Raw genomic sequence first — 20,669 nt, forward strand, 5'->3', positions numbered from 1 at the left:
GAACCGTCCTCACCTGTCGGTTAAAAGTAACCGACATCACAGAACACGTAATAGATGAATTCATTACTCATTTCTTACCCGGAGTTACCAGTGACGTTTCTTCCTGAAACAACTGTTTTACCTGGTCAATAGCCAGCTCGTTTGTTGGGTTGAACTGGTTGCTGTTAATGTAGTTAAGCAGGCTGTATTTCAACTGGCGGGTCGATGGACGCCGGGCGATATCGGTTTCCAGATCAACACTGCAAACCATCAGTTTTCCTTTACAAACCCGTCCTTCAAAGGCCAGTGACAGCCGACGGTTTTCGAACCACGTATCGATCGGCTGAATCAGCGGACGTAGCGTTTTTGAAAAATCGTTCAGAATAATGGTTTGGGAATGACTGACGATATCCTGCCATTGGTAATTGCTGCTGTTTTCGGTTGGGAAAGTCGCAAACAACGGGTGCGCCGGGTTGCAAACGAGGCCCAGCGTGTGTGGCGGTTGATTAGTGGTCCAGGAGGTGTTCCAGAAAACGGTGGAAAAGCCAATCGCGACTTCAGCCCCTTTGCCTTGTTTTACGTGACCATACGGCAGTAGCAGTACATTGGCACCATTTTGGAGCTGGTTTACTACATCCGGCGTCAGCGAATGAGCAACGACAACCTTGCCCATTGCGGCATCGGCGTTTACGTTCGCCGGATACACCCACACGTTCCACGAGTTCGTGATGTCGGTGCCTTTCAGCGCGACTTTTAGCGTAAGCATCTCTGGTTTTTTGAAGCCGGTTAGTGGTATCTGAATCGTCCCAACTGTCTGAAGATTGTCGATCACTACGTTGTCTTTCGTCAGCGTACCGCTACGTTTCGCTTTCCCGTCCGCATCCAGCAATTGCCAGCTGATGGTCTGATTTTTTAAGTCCGAAGCACCGAAATGGGCGATCTCCAGAGCGGCTTGCATCGTTTCGTTGTTCTCATAGATGAGCTTATCCATCCGGGCCAGCAAAACCGTTGGGTTGCAGAATGTGCGGTATTCTTCCGGCGTCGTGTACCCTTTCGATTCCCAGAAAACGTCCAGTGCCCCCACCAGCGCCGTGCCCTGACCCGGAAAATCATGCAGTCCCAATAGTTGAAATCCGGCGAAACCGGGGGTACGTAGCGCGGCTTCGATATCCGCTTTGTAGCAGAGGGTTTGTAAGCGCCCTGACGAGTGCAGGAACGCTTCGGCCTGATCGCCCATACCCGCTTCGTCCAGCGTTTCTTTGAAAATCTCGAAATTGGTTGGCTTTACAACGCCCTTGTATTTAGCCATTTCCTTGAAATTCGGATAAACGCACCACTGACCGATCTCGTGACTCACGTAAGGTGCCGTCGCCGTTTTGGTAATTTCCCGCCAGTCGTAGCTCGTTTTAGGCGCTCCAGCATTGATGATGCTTTTTAGCCCTTCGCCCCACCGCTGAATTCGGGCGTCGGAATGAATGTGAAACTGATTTTCGGGAAGCATCGGCCAGCCCGCACCGCTGGTATAGAGTCGGCGCTTATCTTTTTGCTTGAAGTGATCAACCCAACGACCCAAAAACTCATTCTGATCAGCGCCCGCCGGCTCGTTACCATACGACATCATGCAAAAAGAAGGATGATTCCCGTACGCCTGAAGAATGCGCTCCGATTCCTGATAAATAAACTCATCCACTACGCCACCGGTCCCGACGGCACTGCTCTGGTTCGCCCAGAGCGGACTTTCTACGTATAGATAGATACCGAGCCGATCTGCTACGTTGAAAGCGGCCTCGGGTGGGCACCACGAGTGAAACCGCAGGTGATTCAGACCATACGCTTTGGCCGTTTTCATGATTTTCTCCCAGGGCGCTTCCGTCGTCGGTGGGTAGCCCGTTAAGGGGAATGCTGCACAGTCGACGTCGCCCCGCAGAAAAATCGGTCGTCCGTTAATGGCCAGGCGAGTACCGCGCGTGCTCATTTCACGCATGCCAAACGTCACTTCTTTTTCCGACACCAACTGCCCCTGATCATCCACCAGGCGAGCCACCAGCTTGTATAGATTAGGAGTAAACTCATCCCAGAGTTGGGGAGTCGGAATAAGGTACGTTGGTGTCAGCGTAGTGGTTTCGGTGGAAAAACTAACGGGCTGCGTTATTTCTGGCAGAGCTGCGCTAGTAGTCTGCAAAGGCCGCGCTTGGAGAATAATTTTTCCGCGAAACGTCTGATGGCGGGGTTGGCGAAACGCAAGTGCTACGTTAATTGATTTGGCGCTCAGGTCCGGAAACACCTGAACATCGTCCATATACGTCAGCGAACCAACAGTCAGCGACAGCTCGCCGACGAGCCCGTTCCAGTTTGTCTGCGTATGATCGGCAACGCTGTGCGAATTAGGCCCCAGATGGATTTTATACCGATTATCGACGCGAATGGCGATCGTGTTCTTGCCGGGCCGGAGGTGCTTTGTCAAATCAAACTGATGCGCCGTGACCAGACTATTGCGGGTGCCGCAAAACTGCCCGTTAACGTAGACCATCGTTTCCCAATGGCAGCGTTCCAGATTTAACGTAATGCGTTTTTTTGACCAGTCGGCGGGTACGTCAATCTGCCGTTTGTACCAGGCCGGACCCGCGTAGTATTTGACGGGTTTAAGCCAGAACGGTATTTTAATGTCGCCCTCCCGGTACTTTTTAAATTTGTCAGCAACGAAGTACGTACTGTCGATAACATCGCCAACCCAGGGCGTTTGGAGCGTTACGTCGTTTCCTTTCCCGTTTTCGGTTAACGAGCCGGGCAGCTTAACGCGATCAGAGTAGTTTGCCTGCCACCAGTGTTGCCGCAAACCCAGATCGTTCGGGTCCAAACGGAGTTGCCACTCGCCAGATAATGAAATCTTGTTCTGGCCGATTGATTGTAGTGGATTAGCCAGAGACAATCCAATCGTCATCAGAAAAATATACAATCTGCTTTTTTGCATCATTGCACTGGTTAACCGTTTTTATTAACATAGTAGCCGGCTAATCATCATGCAAAAAACACAAAATCATATTAGATAAACCATAGAGCTTATTTGGGAAAAGATGGATAATTTGATGACTACAGCCAGTGAGTGTAATGGCTGAGTACGTAAGCATACGCTAGGCTGTCGGATTGGAAAATATGGGTATAAATGCCTCGCAGAACGCCTTTGTTTACTTCTCCAGCCAGGATAAATTGCTAAGGAACTGGTTGTATACAAGTTGAAACCTCTAAGCTGGACCAATGAGCCATTTAAATTTTGGCGAAAAAGGCCGGAAGGTTGGTCAAGCGTAATTCACAGAATGCGATGAAGAAAGTATTTTTTCTGATTTTTATTGTCACTACGCTGTTTGGGCGACATCTGATGGCTCAAACGGCACAGAGCGTGGTCGCGGCCAAAGCCACGTATGTTAATCCCTTACCGGTGCAATTCGGTGATCCTTATATTTTGCAAACTCAGGGCATGTATTACCTGTATGGTACTGGGGGAGGAGCGGACAAGGGATTTGCGGCTTATTCATCAAAAGATCTGGTGAACTGGAAGGCTGAAGGGCAGGTCTATTTCCACAACAACAAAAATGGCTGGAGTGACCCTAAAGCCAGTTGGGGTGGAGCGTACTGGGCACCTGAAGTATATGAGGTGAAAGGGAAGTTTTATTTGCTTTACAGCGCACAATGGAAAGAGAATCCAACGAAGGAAGTGGAAAATTTTCGGATCGGTGTGGCCGTTGCCGACAAGCCCACCGGGCCCTTTATTGACCTGACCGACAAACCGATTTTTGATCCTGGGTATCCGATCATCGATGCCAATGTGTTTTTTGATACGAATGGCAAAGTCTACCTCTATTATTCGCGTTGCTGCTACAAACATCCGGTCGAAAGCGAAGTAGCCGATCTAGCCCGGAATAAAGGTTGGTTTAAGGAGATTGAAGAAAGCTGGGTGTACGGCGTTGAACTCAAGCCCGATTTTTCCGGCGTCGTTGGTGAGCCCGTTCTGATCCTGCGGCCACCTGTGGCCCTCAACGACAAGCAGGCCGAATGGGAGAGCCGGTCCGTTACGGCCCGCGAAGTAAACCGGCGCTGGACGGAGGGCTCCGTTACATTCAAAAAAGACAATACGTATTACATGATGTATTCGGCCAATCATTTCGGTGGTCGGTATTATGCCATTGGGTATGCTACGTCCAACTCACCGTTGGGTCCCTATAAAAAAGCGGCTAACAATCCAGTCCTGCAGAAAAATACGGACCAGGGTGGTGCAGTGACCGGCACGGGGCACAACAGCATTGCCTACTCGCCGGATGGCAAAGAAATGTTCTGCGTCTACCATGCCAGAACGGATAAAACAGGTGACGAGCGAGTTGTCTGTATCGACCGTATGGACGTGAAAAACGGGCGAATAACGATCCTAGGCCCCACCACTACGCCCCAAAAAATGCCATCAGGCGTAACAACGGATTAATGGTACGTACTGAATCGATGTGGGTTACGACACCGGTAAGGGCCTATACTCAGTCTATGATTGTCTGTTTTTAGTTGCAGTTGGGCAAAACCGTTACGGCCGCTCGGTTTATTTGTCGTTCGCTACGTTCACCGCGTAAGTAGCGCATCGCCATACGGACTGGTACGGTTTGCCTCCCTGCTCACCCGTTTCCTTTTCGCTCTTCGAGGCTTCTATCAAATAACGGCCTGGCCAGAGGGGAGTAAATTCAGCTACGCCTTCGGCATTTGTATGGATTTGTTTCGACCAGCCGCTAGGCGAATAAACAGTCAGTTGAATTTTTTCAGCTGGTTTGCTCTTAAATAAGCTCGACAGGTTTACGGGCTGATTGGCTTTATACGTTTTGCTTGCATCCGTAAAAACAGTCAACTCATTTGAATTAACTACGGGGCTATTACCAGTGTGGGAAGTGCCTACGGTAACGAGCGCACTGGCATTAAATTGATATTTGGTCGTGCCGCCCAAATCCTTTGCCGAATGCCCAATCAGCAACGTGTAGATACCCTCTTTCGCTGGCGTAAATTCAGCCGTGTACGCATCATCACCGGCAAGCGTTGTCAACTTCGTTCTCTGCTTGTCAGGACTTATTAGCCAAAGTTCGAACGATTTCACGTCCGAATACCAGTCGGCTACTTTTTCTGGTTTATCGCCGGGTTCCGAATAAACAATCCGGACGGTCTGTTTCTGGCCAAGCTTGCCCGTTGGATTGGTTTCGAGCCATAATGCATGTGCGTATATGTCGACAGATGCCAGTGCGAAAAGAAGTGTAAAAAGGGTGAAGAGACGGTTCATACTAATTTATGATCGTGTTACGTGTGAAATGATTGAGTTGATTCTGTACTACCTTCCAGAAGTCGTTATAAACAGGCAGCGCGCGCGAGTCTGTAAATACTGGTTCGATCCTGACGGACCGTGCGCTGACTGATTCCGGCGTTTGTTAGCCATTGCAACGCAAGATAGACGGTTCCCCGGCTGATCCGGGGGTATTGTCTGCGCAGGAAAATCCAGAGCGAATCGGCATCCGTATCGGTGTCAATCTGGTTGAGTGCCATGGCAACCGCTACCCGTTTTTTCGCCAGCCGGAAACCTTTCTGTCTGGAATAAGCAATGATCTGATCCAAAAGTATCTGGTTCATGTAGCGGTATTTTGTCGGTGTATTATCCAGTTACCCAACCCCTCAATCAAGTCCAGGTGTTGAGTTCGGTTGTACAGTGGGTAAAAGAACAGTTCCGTTAGCGGCTCTGATGGGCGAAGGTCGGATGGCTTGGGCTGATGGAACGGCGTTGGGAAGTTTTCCCGCACTTTCTTTCGACTTCCTGCCTTTCCCTTTCTTTCCTTTTTTCTGTTTTCCCCACCAGATAATAAAGCCGGTAATCGGCAGACTGGCGCCAATCAGACTGGCAAAAAAGGCCAGGATTTTGCCCGGAAGTCCTAGAATCGAGCCCACGTGAATATCGTAGTTCATCCGGCGAAGTTTAGCTCCGGCCGGAGCTTCCGAAAAAGAAGTGCCATACACTTCATGTTTCGGCATTTCGGCTAGGGTAAACTGGTCAAACGCGTATCCCTGGTTGTCGTAAAACTTCCCGATAGATGGATACACCGTTACGTTAATGACCGTTTTCCGTTCGGAAGAATCCGGGAAAGTCATATAAAATCCTTTCGCTTCCGGATGTTTGCGAGCCACTTTGTTCCAGGCCAGGTCCATCGCCTGAGCGGGCGTGTAGGGTCGGCGCGTTTGTAACGTATCTGAGTGGGTATCGTTGAAACCGGGGAGGGTTTTGCCGCCAGACGTTGTCCAGTATAAACCTTTGCTAAACCATTCGATGCCATACACCATGCCCGTTAAGCTGATGGCCATGACAACAAGCAGCGAATAGAAGCCCAGTACGTTGTGTAGATCGTAATTGACCCGCTTGAACTTACCGTTCCATTTGATGCTGAAGCTTTGCTGGCGGGTACTCGTTGTCCATTTCTGGGGCCACCACAAGACCATGCCCGTAATGAGCGTAATGACGAAAATCAGGGTGCTGTAATTGACAATCGGTCGGCCGATCTCGAAGGGTAGCCACAGAAAACGATGTCCGTTCAGAATCCAGCGAAAGAAACTTACCTGCCCTTCTTTGCGCTCTGTTTTACTGATAATCTGACCGGTGTAAGGATTTAATTTAAGTGTCGTACCTCCTCTGCGTCGCCCGCCGATATTGACCTCGATGGCTTTCCCCTGATGATACATCGCATAAGAAACCCGTTTTCCCGGATACGCCTGTCCGGCAATGGCCATAATCTGCGACGGCTGAATGACTGGTTTTTCCTGCCGGGCAACGTTCGATTCGGGTTCGAGAAATACGCTGGTAATTTCGTCCTGAAACACCCAGATGCAACCCGTCAGGCAGACAATGATCATGACAATGCCCGTAATGAGTCCCAGCCACAGATGTAGCCAGGCAGAAATGCGGTAGAAAAGCGACCGGGAAGATTCTTTCTTTTTTTTGACGGTCTTGAGGCTCATAGACGAGAGAACAATAAAAAGTTATGCAACTAGGTTTGCCAGGCGATCATATCAGAAATAGACTATAGAGGTGTCGTGGCAATGGCAATGCATTTACACGACACCCCTGTTGGCTACGTAGCAAGCTGCGCGATTATTTGTAGGTTAAGGTACTGATAGCCTGAATGGTACCACCGTCTACTTTCAGGCCACGCGTCGCTTTGGCAGTAGAGGCATCGACCTGATAAATGTAGCTGGCTCCATCTGTCAGCGTAAGGCCAATGAAGCCCGTTTTGCCGTCTTTGGGAGAGTAGTTATTCCGACCTGCCAATTGTGTGATTTCGCTGACCGCCGGTAATCCATCCACCCATTTGAACGTCTGGTTGTAGACATTGACAACAGCTAGCTTTTTACCTACAGCATAGGCCCCTTTTTCAGCCGCCGAGGTCATTGTCAGAATGAAATTGCCCTGACCGACGTACAACTGGGTAGTCAAATTGTAGCCACCCGATGCCTGCTCTACGTTGAAGAGGTAGGTCTTATCGAACTCGGTTGTGCCCGACTTAATCCGCGTAATGGCCGATGGCTTGGTTGACGTAAGTTTGCTGCTACTGGTGGCTACGCCCGACGAGAACGCATACGTATCACCCTGCTCATCAACGGCCAGTCCGTCGGTGAAATAGCGGCCGATAAAACTGGTCCGATTGTCTTTGATCACTTTTTCGACTTTTAAATCGGGATACGACAACACGGCTACCCAGGCACTGTCGGGATAGCTGGTGCCAAACCCGTCGGGCGCTACGCCTTTGATACTCATGTAGGGCGCAAAGAGTTTGTCGCCTACCTGCGTGGCCCACGTAAAGTGCGCCCGTTCACCGTTACCGGCCAGTTGCACGATATTAACCTGAGCTTCTCCGACAATCTTTGAACTTTCGGCCTGGATGCGATAGAACGACGCACTTTCGTTACCCGAACGAGGTACTTTCACCGTGACGACGTCATCTTTCATCGGGGCGAAAACCTGAACCGTTTCGGCCTGAAAATCCGATACTTTTTCCAGCTTTCCGGCTGAGTTAACGACGTATGTTGTTACGGCTCCCGGATTTCCCTGCCCGTAAAGCAGACTGAAAAAACGGTTCTTATGCGTTACGTAGTACCGGTACGTACCGTCCTGCTCAATGCCCGATCCTTTCGTTGAGACCGTACCTTTCGTTAGCGTATCGGCGGTTAGTAAGTAATCCGCAACTCCTTGTGAACCAACGGGCGTGGCCGAGATGATGAATTTTACCTTGGAGCCATCGGTTGGCGTGCCCGTTCCCGGATTAAGTTCTGATTCCTCTTTTTTACAGGCAGTCAGTGACAGGCCAATAGCCAGCACTGTCAGTACGTATTTATTCGTGTTAAACATAGTTGTATGAAAATTGAAAGCGATTATTTACCAACGAAGTATCTGAGTTTCACATAAAAGCCGCGGCTTGGCTTTTGCAGACTGAAGTTGTCGTACAGCTTACTGTCGAGTACGTTTTTACACTCAAAGCCGATATTGTATTTGCCACCCGCCAGCGCATAGACCAGATTGACGTCGTGCGCCAACTGCTCCGGAATATCCAGCTTATCCTGGCCTAAACTGGGCCAGTAGAGGTAGTAAGCGTGTACGTAAAGCAGATTATAGCCGACCGACAGGGTGTTCCCCTGACCACCCACATTGCGCAGAAACAGGGAGGCATCGGCGTTCCCGAACAGGAAAGGCATGTTGGGGATTCGATCGCGGAAGAGCGGACTTTCCGTCGTATAGCCGTCTTCGTAGCGGGTGTTATTCCGCAGGTTCTGATACGTTAGATTCGTACCCACCGTCAGGAATTGCCGGTAGGAGTAACGGATTTCGCCGTCAAAGCCGAGGTTTGTTACGTCGGCCAGATTATCCATGACCTGTTTGGTCTGGTTGTTGTTGAGCCGGGGCCGAATGAAGCCCTGTGCATCGCGGTAAAGTACGTTACCGGCAAAGCTGAACCGATGTACTTTCGCCAGATTCGTCAGGTAGCTGAAACCAAGGTTATAATTTCGGCTGGTTTCGGGTTTAAGGTTGATGTTGCCTTCCAGATTCAGCAGGTCACCATACAACTCATCCGTTTCGGGCAACCGGTAACTCTTCTCGAAGGAGGCTTTCAGCTGTAAATTCTTCTGGAGAAAAAAAGACGTAGCGATGCCGTATCCTAGCTGATTAAACCCGTTTTTCTGGGTCATGTAGGCAACATCGCCGTAAGTACCGCTGGGGTTATACGTGATGCCGTATTTGTTATTCTGTGAGAAATGCTTGATAAACAGGGACGTATTCCAGCGTTCGCTGTAATCGTATTTGTAGCCAATGCCCAGCACATTCTTGGTATTGACACGCGGCTGTTCGTAGTTCGCACTCGTCGGATTCAACTCGTCGGAACCCGTCCGATTGAACGTATTGAACACATTATTGATGCTCAGCGCCTGCTTTTCGGAAATCTGGTAACTGACGTTGGCCGTTACCAACCCATTGTTGTTGCGGAATTTATAGAGCGATCGTTCACGTTCACTGCCTTTTCCTGGATACTGTTTATACTGCTGAAACCAGTTATAGCGCCGGTAAACCGTATCGACGTTCTGCTCCTGACCCAGATTAAAATTACCCGTCAGCCGAACGTTTAACCCTTTGATGAGCAGGTTATCTTTTTGATACCGGACACTGGGCATGACGATGTTGCCCCGCCGGTACCAGTCGCCAAATACGCTGACCATACGGGCACCCGTCTGAATCTCGGCGCGGTTCTGGCCCAACGTAATACCGAACAAAAGTTTATCGGCAAAACGCTTTCCTACTACGCCGACAGTGGCCACTATCGTTTCATTGCGATACGTATCATGGAACCGTCGGACGCGCTGATTGCGAAAATATTCACCCGTGTTGATGTCGGCCACATCGACCGTTACCCAGTAGTTGTTGTTCGAATAGTTCTGGAAGGCGTTTAGTTGAACCGTAAAACCCGATTTCGTCGTAACCCCCGCATTAACGGCGGTACGGTGCGTATTGAATGAACCATAGGAGTACGACGCATCCAAATAATTCCGCTGTCTGTTTCCCGTAACAATGTTAACGGCACCCCCCAGAGCGTCGGAACCTAACCAGATGGGTACAACCCCTTTGTAAACTTCGACCCGTTCGGCTAGGTTGATGGGAATGTTGTTGAGCTGAAACGATGAGCCAAAATTGTCCATTGGGATGCCATCGATAAAAAACTTCACCTGGCGACCCGTAAAACCATTCAGCGAAAAATTGAAGTTAGATCCAACGCCACCCGATTCACGAACCCGAACTCCCGACACCCGGTCGAGCGCATGCGATAAGTCGAGGGTTGAATTGTGGAGTTTCGTCGCATCAATGGCCGTTACGTTGAATGCCTGCCGACAAACTTCTTTGGCTTCGCTACGTCCGATCACGGATACCGTCTCCAGTTGTTGGGTCGATGAGACCAGTCGAAAATTATGTCGGAGAGTTTCACCGGATTTAACGGTTACAGTCTTTTGCTGAGTTTGGTAACCCACAAAGGAAGCTGTCAGGGTGTGCGTACCAGGCGAGAGATTGTCCAGTTGAAAATTACCCGATTCGTCCGTATTGATTCCCTTCGAGGTACCCGCCAGCATAACGGTCACTCCCATCAACTGATCGCCCTCTTCGGAGACAATTCGTCCACGTAAGGCGCCCGTCGATTGGGCATGGGCAAGATAAGATAACATACAGACGAGTCCTGTATACAGTAATTTTCTAAGAGGCATTGGGACGGAGTATACGGTGTTTTATTGTGTTCAGTTAATCGATGCCCATAACCAAGGAGCGTGGTGTAATTAGGGCGCTACAGAGCGCGTGTTCCGGAAAAAGCTATTGACATTGCTGAGAGAGTGAACAAGTTGGTTATTAAGCATATTGGCGCATACATAGTGAAACTGATGGACAACTAGCCAGTACCATCTTCTGCGTTTGACGGTCAGCGACGTAGTGTTGATAACTATTCTTATTTAGATTAATTAAATTTTAATGCAAATTTGCAGCTCGAAATCTTGTGATAGGTATCGTAAATGGGAGTATTACTACCGAAATCGGGCCAATATGGAAATAATGATAAAAGTTGAAGGAAAGGCTACAATCCTGCGTCGGGAGGAAATGGCTGGTTCCGAAGAACATAATCCCGAACTGTTTACGGAGCGACGGGTCGCGATTCAGGATGAACAAATTGGTCTTATTACCGATACCCAGATTACGACAGGTGATTTCTTAATGGCTCATTGTGATTTTCAATTAACTCAGCCCATTCAGTTAATCAAGGAGGTTGAAACGGATATTATTCAGCTGGACTTTGCCTTACAGGGTGATAGTCAGGTCCATATGGGCGGGCGGCCAACTCAACATAGCTTTTCCAGTGGACAGCATAACATAAGTTATATGCCCAAATCAAAAAGCACGTATGCATATCCGGCTTCAGAGCAGGATTACAGCGTCATCATTATCCCTAGGGAGGTATACTTTCACTTACTGCCTCCTGGCTGTGAACTACATCGGCAATTTGCAGCCCGGGTCAGGCAGCACAAAGCCGGTTTCATTACGCCTAAAAACTTACCCATAACCCCGGCTATGGCGTGGCTCCTTCAAGATATGCGAACCACTCAGCGAACGGGCTGTCTGAAGCGTTTATTTCTGGAATCCAGGATAATCGAACTCCTAATGCTCCAATTGGAACAGATACAGGGTAATCAACTGATAAATCAGCCATTGAAAAAAGCCAACTCAGTCAAAATAACGGAAGCCCGTGAACTGCTGGATGCTCGCTATACTGATCCGCCCACGATTGTCGAGCTGGCGAAACTGATAGGACTAAATGAGTTCAACCTAAAGCGGAATTTTAAGGAGCAAGTGGGCACGACCATTTTAGGCTATATTACCAAAAAGCGAATGGAAGAAGCTAAGCGGTGGTTGCTGGAAGGTGATAAGAGCATTAGCGAGATTTCGTATTGGGTAGGCTATAAAAACCCCGCTCATTTCACGGTAGCCTTTAAACAATTCTATGGCCTGCTTCCAAGTGCGATGCGAACAATTCCGGGCCTATCCCAACAAATATGAATATCGTTTTTGGTAATTCAGGCGAGTGGTTTTTAAAGATAAAGCTAGAAGTCGTCTGAGTGAAGGGCGCGATACGAGACCGTGAACTGCATTTTTATAATTTGATACTATTATACCAGGGGTAGTCTTTACTTTTAATTAAACGGGATTAGTCACCGGTTGGTAGTCATTGTGTAAACAGCATCCATAAAGTAAACGAAATATGAACTCCAGCATAGAATTTCTAAACCCGGACGAATTATTGAAAAATCCTGCTTTCTCTCAGATTGCTATTACGAACGGAAGTGGAAGTACGATTTATATTGGTGGACAGAATGCAATCACAAAAGACCTGGAAATAATTGGGAAAGGTGATATAGCCCTGCAAACAGAATATGTGTTGAAAAATATTGAAATTGCTTTAAATACCTGCGGTGCAACGTTAGACGACTTGTTTAAATTGACAATCTACATTGTACAGGGACAGGACGTACGAAAGGGCTTTGAAGGGGCACAGGGTTTTTTGAAAAAATTAAGTAACCCGCCTGTTATTTCTGGTATTGTGGTCGCAGGTTTGGCAAATCCTGATTATTTAGTCGAAATTGAAGCGGTTGCCTTCAAAAGAGAAAAATAATTACGAAGAGGGAAACAGGTCTGATTATAGACTACGTTCAACGGATTGATTGACTGATGATGTTTATGGCGCTTACTCTAGCGCCATAAACTCCGGTAGCCCGGTTCATTAATCCGTAGGTAGGTCCAGATGACCATGATACTCAGATCCATTATAGATTGCCATCATTAGTTGGCTGAGTTACTCGATATAGTGCTCCGGCTCACTGCTACTATTTCTTCAGGGTTTAGCTCAGCCAAGGTTGAGTTGACCGGACCGGTTATGGAAAGAGAGCCGCTGGAAAATCAAGTGATAACGTACTAGTAGTTTAATGCAGAAAAAACGTCCTGAGCGATAACTCAGGACGTTTTTTCTGCATTAAACTAATAACTCCAGTACCCGTCAACCCAAACTTTTCCACGGGGAGTTTGTCGCCAATAACCGGGATTCCAGGTTTTATACCGGGCTGGTTTTGAATACGTAGCATACCGAGCAGGAGCTGTTCGATAATAGCCATTTACCCACAGATAATCCCGTCCTCGACGGATGTAATGACCCGGTACCCATACTTGACGGACGGCCGGGGCACTTGGAACGACGATAACCCTTCTGGGCCCAGGTACCTGGGCTGTGGCATTATCGGCATCGACTGTACACAACGCGGTGAGCAACAAGCTCGTTAATACCAATACTTTCACGTTCGTTTTCATAGCGTTTACTGATTAAGTTCGGCAGAAAAGCAGCTCATTCTTCGGTTGAGATGGCCATTTTCTGCTCCAATTATCTTTACTAGGCTATGGTTTATAAACCGAAAAGTTTTAAACCTGGCTACTTATCAACCCAACTGAGAACGATATTGTTGGACAATTTTGCTGATATATAGTCTTGTTGACAGAATCTAACCTGACAAAACTCTTAAAATATCCTGTCTAGGTTGGGAATAGGACTACTACAAATCCAGTGATTTTGCTGCCAATTGCCCGTGCCAGGGTAGCTACTTCCAGGATGGCTTACGGAATTTATTAACACCTGACCTTGCCCAGACGTAGACACTCGTAAAATGACTGTACTTATAGGAGTTTAGTTTACATCAGGTCAATAAGTTCAGTATCGATGAAACGGCTTGTTATTGCTTTGTATATCCATTAGGTTTAATCGGCTGACGTATGTTAGGGATTAAACTAGGCAGTTATTGAATAATTACCGTTCAGTTAAACCCATCAAATGTGCATCTGAAAACATTCACGAAAACGCTGATTAATGAATTGGTTATAATTGAGTTAGGGTTTGCTTTTCAGGTTTATCTCCTCTGACGTAACAATGGACAAGACAATGGAACAACGACTGAGTGTGATTACGCTAGGTGTCGACGATTTAGCTGCCATGAAACAGTTTTACTCCGAAATCATCGGCTGGCCAACAGTGGCTGAAAACAAAGACATTGTCTTTTATACGCTGAATGGATTTCTGTTCAGTCTTTTTGGTCGAACGAGTCTGGCTAAGGGGGCGGGTCTAGCCCCTGAAGGAAGTGGTTTCCGTTCCTTTACCTTAGCTTATAACGTACCGACCAGACAAGAAGTGGATCATTTGTTCGAAGAGTTGAAAAAGAAGAACGTTCACATGTTAGGCGAACCGCAGAACACGCCGTTTGGTGGATACTTTTTTTACTTTACTGATCCAGAAAGCAACGTACTGGAAGTGGCTTATAATCCTTACATCCCGTTGGATGAACAAGGTAATGTCATCACCCACAATAGCATTGATGATTTATGAGCCAAGTTAAAGAAGGGCTGTGTCTGCATGGCTAAACTGGATAATATGGGTCTATGAGAACACTTGGACTTGTCGTCGTAAGCTTGCTGATTAGTTATGTATGTATCGCTTATTTAAGTGACGAATGGAAACCCTTTCATTGGAAAGTCGAATCGCAAGCCTGGGCACTAGTAGGCGAAGTAACGTTTCTAGTGCTCTTTCTGCTGTTTCGGCACAAACTGAATAAAGATTAAAACCTGCCGATTTCAAAGACAACTTTTCGGTTAGCAGTTGTTTTTTAGGTCAAATCCAGATACTACGGGCTCATGTACCGGCCTATGCAGGCCGTCCAGATAAAGGCTCGTTTGGTTCCTATGATTTATAAAGCACCTTATTTTTTCAGCGCCTGAATTTGTTGTTTTAACCGAAGAGCATCTACATTATGACTACTGAGTCGTAATGATTTCTCTACATATTTAGCGGCCGCCGTTGCGTTGGCAAATTTGAGATAGCTGGCAGCCAGTTGATTGCTTAACGTTACGTTGGTAGTGTCCTTTACGAACTGTTGCTTTACTGCAATCAATTGTTGTACAAACGTTTGTAGCTCATTTAAGCTAAACTGCGACTGGTTATGTTCAGCTGCGTAGTTAAGATACGGTACCGCTTCTTCGGGCCGGTCTAGTTTTAGTAGTGTAATGAATAGATTCTGCGCGGCATCGAATGTATTTTCCAGACGAAAAGCCTTTTTCAGATACGTAACGGCCTGGTCATTTTCATTCAGATTTAGGCACAGTTTACCTGCCTGTTGGCACAAAGCCGGATCGTACGGGTACTCCAGCGATAGCGCTTCCGTTACTTGTAACGCTTTAGCCAGGTTATTCTGCGCTACGTAGTGATTAGTCAGCTGGTTCATGGCATCACGCCAATTAATTTGCTTCACGACCAAAGCTCCCGCCAACTGCTCTTCCACCGTTTTGGTCCGCTTCTCTTCCGGTGGCATCGGTATGTTGAATGGCCATCCTTCTTTCAGAATCATTATCTCGTAAGCGCCCTTCAGTGAATCTACAGCCGTAATGGGCATACGCTGCCTCAACGTAGTGAACGACATTTCACCCCGGCGATCAGAAGGAATCAACTGCTTCTTTTTCATTGCCTCATAAAATGCGTCTGAAAGCAGAGCGTACCCATAGACATTCGGATGAACGTGTTCCAGCAACGTTTCCTGGCCTAAGATTCTGTGGAGCGAGTGTTCTTCAAAGAATCGTTTCGTATCGACCAACGTAACGCCCGGATACTTGATTGCTACGTCCTGAATGATCTGGTTCATAGCCTCGGGCGCTCGAAACCGTAGAAGATCCAGTTCTTTCGCCTGTATGTATGCCTTTTTGGCTTCGCCAAAATTGTTCTCCGCGTAGATTTGATTGGCGACCTGAAATTTCGCCTGAGCAGATGAAGCACCGTCACCCGGAGCGCTGATAAAGGGTTTTAAATCTTTTTCATTACTGACCAGATTGCTGATAAAAACTGGAATCTTCCGGTTGCTCAGAAGCTGGCAGAGGTCGTTCAGATTGGTTTTGAATTGGACGATACCTGCCTGATAGATTGCTGAACCATATGGAATCTGCTGATCGGCTGCCATGCGTTTCATCAGATTCTCCCGCAAATCCACTTTCTGATTCGAAACGGCCTTTCGAATCCCGCTCACGGCCTGATTAATGAGTTGTATTAGACGGAAATCACGGAGCCTGATTACCAGCCGCATCAGCGAAGGGTTATGGGCTATAGCGTTAGTAGAGCCAACTCCTAAAGCACCGTAGTATTCGTTATGACCGGTATAAAGCAGTACAGCGTCGGGGGCGTAATCGACTAATTCCTGGGCAAAGCCGTAGACGGTATACGAATTGACGGCTGTCAGCGACAGGTTGATGATCTCGAATTCCTTATCGGGAAAGGTGTGCATTAGCCGGTATTGCAGCCACCGGTGAAACGAACCGTTGTGCATATACGGATAACCGATCGTGGTTGACTCGCCCAGCACAAAAATCCGTAACGTACCATTGGCTTTGCGTTGCGGAAAGGGTTCAAAATTACCGATGGTCGCGTTTTCGGTTTCTGTGAAATACCGCTCTGATGCGTATTGATTCATGACCCAATAGCCCTTGCGATCAGAATCTTCAACGAACAGACTTAGATCATGACCATAGCCGAACAATCTAAGTAAGAGCTCTACCAATGCCAGTACAAATAGGGGCAAGAGCACTGCGATTCCCTTAAACAGCCACAGCCGCTTTTTCATAAAAAATTTCTACCGTTTTTGCTGCCTTCAACTAAAAATAGCGATACGAGTCACTTCCAAAGCGTATCGCAGTTGAAAGTGACTCGTATTGCTGAATTACTCGCTGGTGATTACGGCCGGATGAGGGTGCCATCCATCTTGCGCACCTGCCAGTTGGATTTGGTACTGATGGGATATTTGGCCGCTTCCTTCTCGTTGATGTCTACACCAATGCCCGGCACCTCGTTAACCGACATGTAGCCCTTGTCCATCGTTGGGCAACCACTGAAGACCTCCTTCATCTTGTCCGAAAACGATACCGCTTCCTGAATGCCGAAATTCCACACCGCCAGGTCGATGTGGGCATGGGCTGCGTGACCCACCGGCGATACGTCCCCCGGACCGTGCCAGGCGGTGCGCACATTGAACCATTCGCCCAACCGGGCTACCTTCATGGCCGGGGTAATGCCCCCAATTTGTGATACGTGTATCCGAATGAAATCGAACCACTGGTTGACCATCGGCTCCTTGAACTCGTTGACGTTGTTGAACAGCTCACCCATCGCAATCGGCACCGAGGTGACCTGACGAAGTTGAGCAAACCACTTCATGTTCTCGGGCGAGAAAGGGTCTTCGATGAAGAAGGGTCGGTACTCTTCCACCTTTTTGATCATGTTGATGGCTTCGATGGGCTGCACCCGCTCATGAATGTCGTGCAGTAATTCAACCTCGTCTCCGCACTGCTTGCGTACCACCTCGAACATCTTGGGTACCGATTTCAGATACAGCTGCACGTTCATGTAGTTGTCCGTTTCCCCCCCAAATCCAGCCACTTTGAAGTCGGGCTTATCGGACGTAGCGCCCACGGCTCCGTAACCGCCCTGCTGAATGCGGATGTGCTTAAAGCCCTGCTCCATAAACTTCTTGACGCTGTCGGCGGCCGCTTCGGGGGTATTGCCCCCCGCATGGGTATAGCAGGGGATGGCGAAGCGAACTTTGCCGCCCAGCAGCTGATAGACGGGCATTTTGGCGCGTTTGCCTTTAATATCCCACAGGGCCTGATCGAGTCCACTCAACGCATTATTGAGCACGGGACCATTACGCCAGTAGGAGCTGACGTATGCCCCCTGCCAGATGTCTTCGATGTTGTCGACGTCCTTACCGACACAAAATTCGTTGAGATACGTATTGATGGCCACCACGACGACGGCCGCCCGCTGGGTGAACGTAGCGCAGCCGAGTCCGTAGAGTCCGGGTTCCGTGGTTTCGACTTTGACGACGATGAGGTTTGATCCCTGCGGGGCTGTGGCGATGGCTTTGACGGATTTGATTTTGACGGGAGGAGCCCCAACGGCATATTGCGGCTTGCCCTGTTGCTCCCGGGCTTCAGCGGTTGACATGCCCCCGAAGAGGCCCAACAGCCCAGCCGATGAGCCGAAACCCAGCATCTTCAACGTATCCCGGCGGTTGGCATTAAATTGATTCTCGTTTGATTCACGGCTTGTATTCATAGAGTTAGACTTAAATGGTTAACAGGTTTATTTTGAGGTATCACGGGTTTTAACCCGTTTTTAGACCAGCTCAGGTACGGATTAAAATCCGTGATACCTAATTGGGCAGCGCAAACGCGATATAGGAACCGCCTGGTTTATGACCGTTTTTAACGCCACCAGCCGCAATAACGACGTACTGCTTTCCGTTCACCTGATACGTAATGGGCGTGGCAAAACCACCCGCCGGAAGTTGATACTCCCAGACTACTTTGCCCGTTTTCCGATCGAAGGCACGAATGCGCTCATCATACGTAGCGGCAATAAAGACCAGGCCACCCGCGGTAACAATCGGACCGCCGTAGTTTTCAGTGCCTGTTACTGGTATACCTTTCTTAGTCAGTTCGGGGAACTCACCCAGCGGAACTTTCCACAGATAGTCTCCCGTGTTCAGGTCAATGGCATTGAGCGTTCCCCAGGGTGGTTTTACGGCTGGGTATCCATCGGGATCGACGAAGCGCGTCCAGCCGTTGTTGATGTAAGGCGGAATGTAAGGATACTCGGATTTGGCTACCGAAGCCGTTGGGGCTCCGGCGCTATGCTGATCGCCGGTTTCGCTGGCTTTGGCTTCGGTATTAAGCAAAAACCGGACGAGAGTACTACGGTCCTGCTCAGAAATATGCTCGAAGGATGGCATCCGGCCTCGCCCCGTTTTCAGAATAGCCTGTATATCCTGACCCGACAACCGACTCCCAATATTGACCAGACTTGGGTAGGCGTCACCACTGCCTTTCCGGTCGATTCCATGGCAAGCTGCGCAGTTGGTCTGATAAAGCGTTTTCCCTTTCGAAACTATTTCGGCGTTACGGGCCGCCAAATCCGCCATTTTCAAATCCCAGACCATTTCGTTGGAATTCTGGTACAGGATTCCATCCGGATCAGCTGCGTTACCACCCCACTCGGCCCCCCCGCCAATGCCAAAGAATAACGTTCCTTCCAGACTTGGAGGCATGAACTTATTGCCGGATCGGGTTTTCTGAAACCGCTCTTTCACAAACGCATGAGCTTCGGGTGTGCGATCGGTAATGTCTGCTTCGGTGAATACCTGCCGGGCGAATGGGGCGGGCTTCAGTGGAAAGCGTTGTTTGGACCACGGCTGCTCTCCTGGCAATCCTGACGTTGGTACGGCCCGCTCCTCAACCGGAAAGAGCGATTCGCCTGTGTCGCGGTCAAGCACATAAATTAGCCCATCTTTCGTAGATTGAGCCACGGCATCCACTTTGCGGCCCTTGTGGGTCACGGTAATCAGATTTGGTTGGCAGGGTATGTCACGGTCCCATAGATCGTGGTGAACCGTCTGGTAATACCACTTCAGTTTACCCGTTTCGGCGTTCAGGGCGAGAACGCAATCTGAATACAGGTTCTGCCCAGCCCGGCTTCCTCCATAAAAATCGACGGCGGGCGAACCGGTACCCAGATAAACCATGTTCCGTTTCTCGTCGAGAACCATACCAGCCCAATTGTTGGCTCCGCCTATTTTCCTGTAAGCGTCTTTTGGCCAGGTTTCGTAGCCCGCTTCACCCGGTTGAGGAACGGTATGGAATGTCCAGCGAATTTTGCCAGTACGTATATCGAATGCGCGTACGTGTCCCGGGGCAGCATCGCCGTATTCGGATACGGTCGCTCCCAACACCAGCAAATCTTTGTAGATAACCCCCGGACTGGTTGCCGAAACCGACAGCTTCGTAATATCAACGGTAGCGTTATCCAGTAAACCCTCCCGCAAATCCACTTCGCCGTTTTTACCAAACTGAGCGACAGGCTCGCCCGTCAGGGCATTGATGGCGTACAGCGTTGGGCCAGCCGAATAGAGAATGCGCTTGTCCGTGCCCTCTTCCCAGTACAATACACCCCGATTCTGGCTAAAACGAGGAGTTTTACCGTTGAACGGATCGAATGTCCAGAGCTGTTCGCCCGAGTGGGCACGTAACGCAAATAGTTTCAGTTTCGGCGTATTGCCATAAAGTACCCCATTCACGACGATAGGCTGACATTGAATCTCCGGCTGACGGCCCGTCTTACCGTCGACAGCGGCCGCATCGTACGTCCAGGCGACTTTAAGGTTTTTAACGTTTCCGGTATTAATCTGGCTAAGGGTTGAATACCGGTTTCCAGCTTTATTGCCGCCATAGCTAGCCCAATCAGTATTGCCTGGCGTATCAATCGTTACGTCGTTTCGATTTGGGTAAACAGCCATGAGTGTTAACCCCAGCATAGCAATCGATCCGAGTAGTAGTATCTGCTTCATGGAATCCTGTTTAAAATGGCTATTACATCGGTTAGCGGTACGACCCCATCGGGGTCAGACGTTTATAGAGACACCATTGGCTATAGACATTTGACCCCGATGGGGTCATACCGACCGATCGTGTATAG

At 48.8% G+C, this 20,669-nt stretch carries 15 protein-coding genes; 5 read left to right on the forward strand and 10 right to left on the reverse strand.

Annotated elements, in window-relative coordinates; translation table 11 throughout:
* Positions 1-67: 67 nt before the first annotated feature.
* Complete coding sequence (locus IC230_RS08985; protein ID WP_223860523.1) at positions 68-2,953, reverse strand: sugar-binding domain-containing protein; 2,886 nt, start codon at positions 2,951-2,953, stop codon at positions 68-70.
* A gap of 345 nt (positions 2,954-3,298) precedes the next feature.
* Here IC230_RS08985 and IC230_RS08990 point away from each other — a divergent pair, with 345 nt between their 5' ends.
* Positions 3,299-4,453: a glycoside hydrolase family 43 protein gene (locus IC230_RS08990; RefSeq protein WP_191038668.1), complete on the forward strand. Its 1,155-nt coding sequence runs from the start codon at positions 3,299-3,301 to the stop codon at positions 4,451-4,453.
* A gap of 108 nt (positions 4,454-4,561) precedes the next feature.
* Here the strand turns inward: IC230_RS08990 and IC230_RS08995 are convergent, their stop codons facing one another.
* The 5 genes from IC230_RS08995 to IC230_RS09015 form a co-directional block, all read right to left on the reverse strand.
* Positions 4,562-5,284 carry a DUF4198 domain-containing protein gene (locus IC230_RS08995; protein ID WP_191038669.1) on the reverse strand — a complete coding sequence of 241 codons (723 nt, stop codon included), beginning with the start codon at positions 5,282-5,284 and terminating at the stop codon, positions 4,562-4,564.
* 65 nt (positions 5,285-5,349) lie between these two features.
* Positions 5,350-5,628: a transcriptional repressor gene (locus IC230_RS09000; RefSeq protein ID WP_191038670.1), complete on the reverse strand. Its 279-nt coding sequence runs from the start codon at positions 5,626-5,628 to the stop codon at positions 5,350-5,352.
* 42 nt (positions 5,629-5,670) lie between these two features.
* On the reverse strand, positions 5,671-7,002 hold the full coding sequence (locus IC230_RS09005) for a PepSY-associated TM helix domain-containing protein (protein ID WP_191038671.1): 1,332 nt from the start codon (positions 7,000-7,002) through the stop codon (positions 5,671-5,673).
* Positions 7,003-7,135: 133 nt separating this feature from the next.
* On the reverse strand, positions 7,136-8,389 hold the full coding sequence (locus IC230_RS09010; protein WP_191038672.1) for a DUF4374 domain-containing protein: 1,254 nt from the start codon (positions 8,387-8,389) through the stop codon (positions 7,136-7,138).
* A gap of 23 nt (positions 8,390-8,412) precedes the next feature.
* Positions 8,413-10,746, reverse strand: a complete 2,334-nt coding sequence (locus IC230_RS09015; protein ID WP_223860525.1) for a TonB-dependent receptor — start codon at positions 10,744-10,746, stop codon at positions 8,413-8,415.
* 370 nt (positions 10,747-11,116) lie between these two features.
* On the opposite strand from IC230_RS09015, the gene IC230_RS09020 reads away from it, so the two are divergent.
* Both IC230_RS09020 and IC230_RS09025 read left to right on the forward strand, forming a co-directional pair.
* Positions 11,117-12,124 (forward strand): helix-turn-helix transcriptional regulator, encoded by a 1,008-nt coding sequence (locus tag IC230_RS09020; RefSeq protein ID WP_191038674.1) that lies wholly within the window; start codon positions 11,117-11,119, stop codon positions 12,122-12,124.
* A gap of 202 nt (positions 12,125-12,326) precedes the next feature.
* The gene (locus IC230_RS09025) at positions 12,327-12,737 is read left to right on the forward strand and encodes a RidA family protein (RefSeq protein WP_191038675.1); all 411 of its coding nucleotides are present in this window, start codon (positions 12,327-12,329) and stop codon (positions 12,735-12,737) included.
* Between the two features lie 362 nt (positions 12,738-13,099).
* Here the strand turns inward: IC230_RS09025 and IC230_RS09030 are convergent, their stop codons facing one another.
* Positions 13,100-13,426 (reverse strand): YXWGXW repeat-containing protein, encoded by a 327-nt coding sequence (locus tag IC230_RS09030; RefSeq protein ID WP_191038676.1) that lies wholly within the window; start codon positions 13,424-13,426, stop codon positions 13,100-13,102.
* A gap of 610 nt (positions 13,427-14,036) precedes the next feature.
* Here IC230_RS09030 and IC230_RS09035 point away from each other — a divergent pair.
* Positions 14,037-14,489 (forward strand): VOC family protein, encoded by a 453-nt coding sequence (locus IC230_RS09035; RefSeq protein WP_191038677.1) that lies wholly within the window; start codon positions 14,037-14,039, stop codon positions 14,487-14,489.
* Positions 14,490-14,542: 53 nt separating this feature from the next.
* Positions 14,543-14,722: a hypothetical protein gene (locus tag IC230_RS09040; protein WP_191038678.1), complete on the forward strand. Its 180-nt coding sequence runs from the start codon at positions 14,543-14,545 to the stop codon at positions 14,720-14,722.
* Between the two features lie 137 nt (positions 14,723-14,859).
* On the opposite strand, the gene IC230_RS09045 is transcribed toward IC230_RS09040, so the two are convergent.
* The 3 genes from IC230_RS09045 to IC230_RS09055 form a co-directional block, all read right to left on the reverse strand.
* A complete protein-coding gene (locus IC230_RS09045; protein WP_191038679.1) occupies positions 14,860-16,764 on the reverse strand; it encodes a GSCFA domain-containing protein in 1,905 nt (634 codons plus the stop codon).
* Positions 16,765-16,874: 110 nt separating this feature from the next.
* Positions 16,875-18,191, reverse strand: coding sequence for an enolase C-terminal domain-like protein (locus IC230_RS09050; protein WP_191039278.1), 1,317 nt, complete (start codon positions 18,189-18,191; stop codon positions 16,875-16,877).
* A gap of 160 nt (positions 18,192-18,351) precedes the next feature.
* Entirely contained in the window at positions 18,352-20,541 is a 2,190-nt protein-coding gene (locus IC230_RS09055; RefSeq protein ID WP_191038680.1) for an outer membrane protein assembly factor BamB family protein, read from the reverse strand.
* Between the last annotated feature and the right edge of the window lie 128 nt (positions 20,542-20,669).

The sequence above is a fragment of the Spirosoma validum genome (assembly GCF_014699035.1).
In the GTDB taxonomy this organism is placed as follows: domain Bacteria; phylum Bacteroidota; class Bacteroidia; order Cytophagales; family Spirosomataceae; genus Spirosoma; species Spirosoma validum.